General features: G+C 63.3%; 3 protein-coding genes and 2 pseudogenes. 2 read left to right on the top strand and 3 right to left on the bottom strand.

What is annotated here, in order from left to right:
* The first annotated feature begins 412 nt into the window (after positions 1-412).
* Both CHB84_RS21890 and CHB84_RS21895 read left to right on the top strand, forming a co-directional pair.
* Positions 413-682, top strand: a complete 270-nt coding sequence (locus CHB84_RS21890) for a hypothetical protein (protein WP_089303537.1) — start codon at positions 413-415, stop codon at positions 680-682.
* Between the two features lie 158 nt (positions 683-840).
* Positions 841-2,472, top strand: coding sequence for an ATP-binding protein (locus CHB84_RS21895; protein ID WP_089303538.1), 1,632 nt, complete (start codon positions 841-843; stop codon positions 2,470-2,472).
* A gap of 27 nt (positions 2,473-2,499) precedes the next feature.
* Here the strand turns inward: CHB84_RS21895 and CHB84_RS21900 are convergent, their stop codons facing one another.
* The 3 genes and pseudogenes from CHB84_RS21900 to CHB84_RS24135 all read right to left on the bottom strand — a co-directional run.
* On the bottom strand, positions 2,500-2,805 hold the full coding sequence (locus CHB84_RS21900; protein WP_176440092.1) for an integrase core domain-containing protein: 306 nt from the start codon (positions 2,803-2,805) through the stop codon (positions 2,500-2,502).
* Positions 2,789-4,188 (bottom strand): annotated as a pseudogene (locus tag CHB84_RS21905) (IS30 family transposase). The gene CHB84_RS21900 and the pseudogene CHB84_RS21905 overlap by 17 nt, the downstream one beginning before the upstream one ends.
* Before the next feature lie 58 nt (positions 4,189-4,246).
* Positions 4,247-4,429 (bottom strand): annotated as a pseudogene (locus CHB84_RS24135) (IS3-like element ISRhosp1 family transposase); the annotation flags it as partial.
* Positions 4,430-4,442: the final 13 nt, after the last annotated feature.

A 4,442-nucleotide genomic window follows, 5' to 3' on the forward strand; every position in this document is an offset into this window, starting at 1 on the left:
AGCGCGGCTACAGCGACCTCAAGCAGTGGCGCGGCCTGGCCACCCGATACGACAAACTCGCCCTCACCTACCGGGCCGGAGCCGTCCTACGCGCAATCACCCAGTGACTCAAACACATCCTTTAGAGACACACCCTAGGTCCTGTGCCAGCTGAACAACAACTAGGGGTCCTCGCCACCAGCATCAACCGCGGCAGTCATGTTCTTTTCGGTCATGGTGATCCGACAGGCCGAAGCACCCGCTCCAGACTGTTGGATCACCACCCCCACACAAAGGTCAGAACAGTTCCGGTTCGGGCGGGCCAGTATCAGTGTCGTCGGTGTGGTCTCGGTAACAAGGTCGGTATATCGCCGGATGCCCTGCGCACCACAGTTGACGGAAGCTACAGATCTAACCGAACAGGAGGTGCACCATGAATGGCACTGATCTGAACGTTCTCGAACAGGTTGCGATCGACGAGCTGATCGACCAGGTGGATGGGTGGTCGAAGTCGCGCAGCAAGCCGGCTGGAAAGGGGTATGCCAAGCCCGATGACCAGCAGTTTCACCGGTATCGCGCGCTCGAACGACTCGAGGGACTCGGGCTCGTCACCAAGACTAAGCATCACGCCCCAGGAGGGGAAAAGGTCGTCATCACTGCGGCAGGAGTAGAGGCACTCGCCTACCTATCCACCATACCGTGAGGCGATTGGTCGACCCCTAACGTCAATCACCGGGGCAGCCCACTCTCGGTATCCGTGATGAGTCGGCCAACCACCTTGGCAAGCTGATCGACTACATCCATGACAAGCAAATCCTGCTCGTCCTGGACAACAGTGAACATCTCGCCGGCTCTTGCGCAATGCTCATCAGTAATCTCCTCGCTGCAGCCCCGCAGGTACGCATCATCGCCACCAGCAGGCACGTTCGCGGCGTTGAGGGCGAACAGATCGTCCCCGTGCCCACACTGCGGCATGAGTCAGAAGCCGACGAGTGGACGGAGGCCGTTGCACTCTTCCAGGAGCGCGCAGCTGCATCCGATCCCAACTTCGAGGTGACCGCCGACAATCGAGCCGTTATTTCCGCCATCTGCCAGCGGCTCGAGGGAGTTCCACTCGCACTCAAGCTCGCGGCGGCCAGAATACGTCACTTTACACCGAACGAGGTACTCGATCACCTCGATGACATGGCATTGTTCACGTCGACGGAACATACCCGGCCTGCGCGGCATCGTGCCCTCGAAGCTGCGATAGAGTGGAGCTACGGACTGTGCACTCCTGCGGGACGCCGCCTCTGGGCGGAGCTTTCGGTGTTCTCCGGAGGATTCAGTCTGGACGCGGTCGAGGCCGTGTGCCATGCTGACGCCCACGAGCCCCCTCGCGCGGCCTTGTCCGGGCTCGTGGACAAGTCGATCGTTACCCGCTTGCCAGGCGCTGATGGACAACGTGCTCGATGCCGGATGCTGGAGACTGTGCGCCAGTTCGCGGCGGACCGGCTCGCCTCGCTGCCTACCGAGCGCGCTGTCCGCATTCGTCATCGAGACCACTTTCGGAAACTTGCCGACCGAGGTGACACCGATTACTGCAGGGTCAGCGAAGGCGCCTGGTTCGCCGAGGTAGGACAGGAGCATGCCAACTTGCGCGCGGCACTCGAGTTCTGCCTTTCCGAACCGGAACAGAGCTCGACAGCTGCCCTCGATATGGCGAGTAGCTTGCGTCCGTATTGGGAACACTACGGCCTCATGCACGAAGGTTACCGGCGGTTGACAGCCGCCCTCGAAGCAGACAGCACGCCGACGGCCAGCCGGGCACGAGCGCTGGCCAATGCGTGCGAACTCGCTGTCCTGATGGCCGAAATCGCGTCAGCCGCCGAGTTGCTCGACGAGTATGACGCGACGGCGACCGAGACTACCAGCGACGACTCTCGCAGTTCGGCCCTGCTGGCGAGCGCATTGGTGACCTTCTCGACCGGGAGCCTGGAGAAAGCGCTCGATTTGGCCGAAGACGCAGCGGAACTGGCATTCGATAACGACGATGTTGGGGCCGGAACTGAGGCGCTCTCCGCTGCCGCGCTCATCGCCTTCCTCAGCAACGACGAGCGGGCCGAGGAGTTGGCCTATCGCCACCTCGCCACCGCCGACGCGCTCGGCGCTCAAATCGAGAAGGCCGTGGGTCTATGGATCGTTGGATTGAACCACTGGCCACAGGACGATCATGCGCGAGTCATGGACGCGATGCGGGAAGGAATCATGCTATTCCAGCAGTTCAGGCAGCCAGGTTCCACCGCACTCTGCATCGAAGGTCTGGCGTGGGTAGCGGCGAGCACGGGAGACAATTACCGTGCGGCACGCCTGGTTGGCGCAGCCAAGACAATCTGGAAGTATAGCCAAATGCATCTGCCGGAGCGCATGACAGCACAGATTGGGCAGGCGGTCGACCGGCGCCTACGGGAGCACTTGGGTGAGGACACTTATGCCATTGAGATCGCGACGTGACCTTTCCCCTGTTGGCCGGAGACGTGGTTATGCGGTCTCGGGTGGTTTCTGCTGTTCCCGCCACCCGGGGCTGGCATAGCCCCGGGTGGCGTGCGGTCGTCTGCGGTTGTACCAGGTCTGGATCCAGGTGAAGATGGTCTGGCGTGCCTGGGCACGGGTAGTGAAGCGGTGCCGGTGCACGAGTTCGCGTTTCGACGCCTCGAATAGCGATTCCACGATGGCGTTGTCCCAGCATATCCCGGTGCGTCCGAGTGAACGCCGGATGCCCAGCTTGGTGCAGTGCTGGGCGAACTGGGTGCTGGTGTACTGGCTGGGTTCAATCGGTCGATGCAACACCGGTTTGTTGGAGTAACGATAGCTGCTCGTTGAAGGCTTCGGCTGGCGTTTTCCATCCGAGTGTTTTGCGTGGCCTGGTGTTTAGTGCGTGAGCGACGGCCTCGAGTTCCTCGGCCGACCACCGGGACAGGTTGGTGCCCTTGGGGAAGTATTACGCGGCAGGCCGTTGATGTTCTCGTTGCTGCCGCGTTGCCATGGTGAGTTGGGATCGGCGAAGAACACCGGGATCCCGGTCTCGACCCTGAACTGGGCATGGGCGGACAGTTCCTTGCCGCGGTCCCAGGTGAGCGAACGCGCCAGCTGAGTCGGCAACGTCGACATCGTGTTCGCAAGCGCGTTCTTCATCGTGATGGCGCCGTAGCCGGCGAGGGCGGGGCCGTTCTTGACCGCGCCCTTGTGACGCCATCCTTCTTCGCGGGGAAGGTGGGTGAGCATCGTGAACCTGGTCGTGCGCTCGACGACGGTGCCGATAGCAGAGCGTTCCACCCCGATCAGTAGATCGCCCTCCCAGTGCCCCGGGACGGCGCGATCGTCAGCGTCAGCCGGGCGTTCGCTGATCAGCGTCTCGGGCGTGACATGTGCCCACGTCTTGCGCCGAGAACGTTCCCTCGGCGCGCGCAGCGCCCGGCCGGTGCGCAGGCACCAGACCAGCTCGCGCTTGAGCGCGCCACGGCGCTGGATGTAGAGCGACTGGTAGATCGCCTCGTGGCTGATGCGCATGGACTCATCCTTGGGGAAGTCAAGCTTGATCCGGTTGGAGATCTGCTCCGGACTCCACGCCCACGACCACGGCCGGTCCTTGCGGTGCGGCTTGTTGCGGCCGGTGAACCTCGGTGGCGTCGGCCCAGTGACCGACGTGCCGGCCGGCAGGCTGATCTGCCCGGACAGTCTCTCGTGGACGTAGTCGCGTAGTTGAGAGTTGGTGACCAGTTTCGCCGCTTTGGGCCGCCGCGCCGACATGTCGGCCTTCCACTGCGCGACTGAGGCCCGATAGTCGAGCGTACCGCCGCGCGTGGCGGCGTTGCGGCGCAGCTCACGCGAGATCGTTCCGGGATCGCGACCGACCGTGCGGCCGATCTCCCGCACACCTTTGTCTTGGGCCTTGAGTAGTGCGATCTCCTCCCTCTCCGCGAATGACAGATAGCGGCCCGAGGGCTGTTGCTCCAGATCGAATGGCGGCATGCCGCCAGCGTTGCGGAACCAGCGTGCACCAACCGCCTGCGCCACGCCGATCACGCCTGCAGCCTCCTCGGCCAGGAGCCCTTCGGCGATCTGCCCCCAGAACGCCACCTCGACATGTCGCTGATACTTCGGATGACCAGGCGACCGCAACGTCGACCGTATCGCCCGGTCCGCTGCCTGCTGTCGACGACCCACCACACACCTCCATGATCACGAGGTGTTGCGACGACCAGTTGAATCCGCCCTGACATCCACGGTCGCTATGGAAGATCACCCCGGCAACGTCACGCCTGCGCGTGGCTACCGCGGTGTCTAGGCAGTCGGCGATGAGGTCGGTGCGCAGGTGGCTGGCCATCGCATAGCCCAGTACCCGGCGTGAGCCGAGTTCGAGTACGGCGGCCAGATGTAGCCACCCCTCGTTGGTGGGGACGTCGGTGATGTCGCCGGCCCAG

The organism is Haloechinothrix alba (assembly GCF_900188115.1).
GTDB classification, from domain to species: Bacteria; Actinomycetota; Actinomycetes; order Mycobacteriales; family Pseudonocardiaceae; genus Haloechinothrix; species Haloechinothrix alba.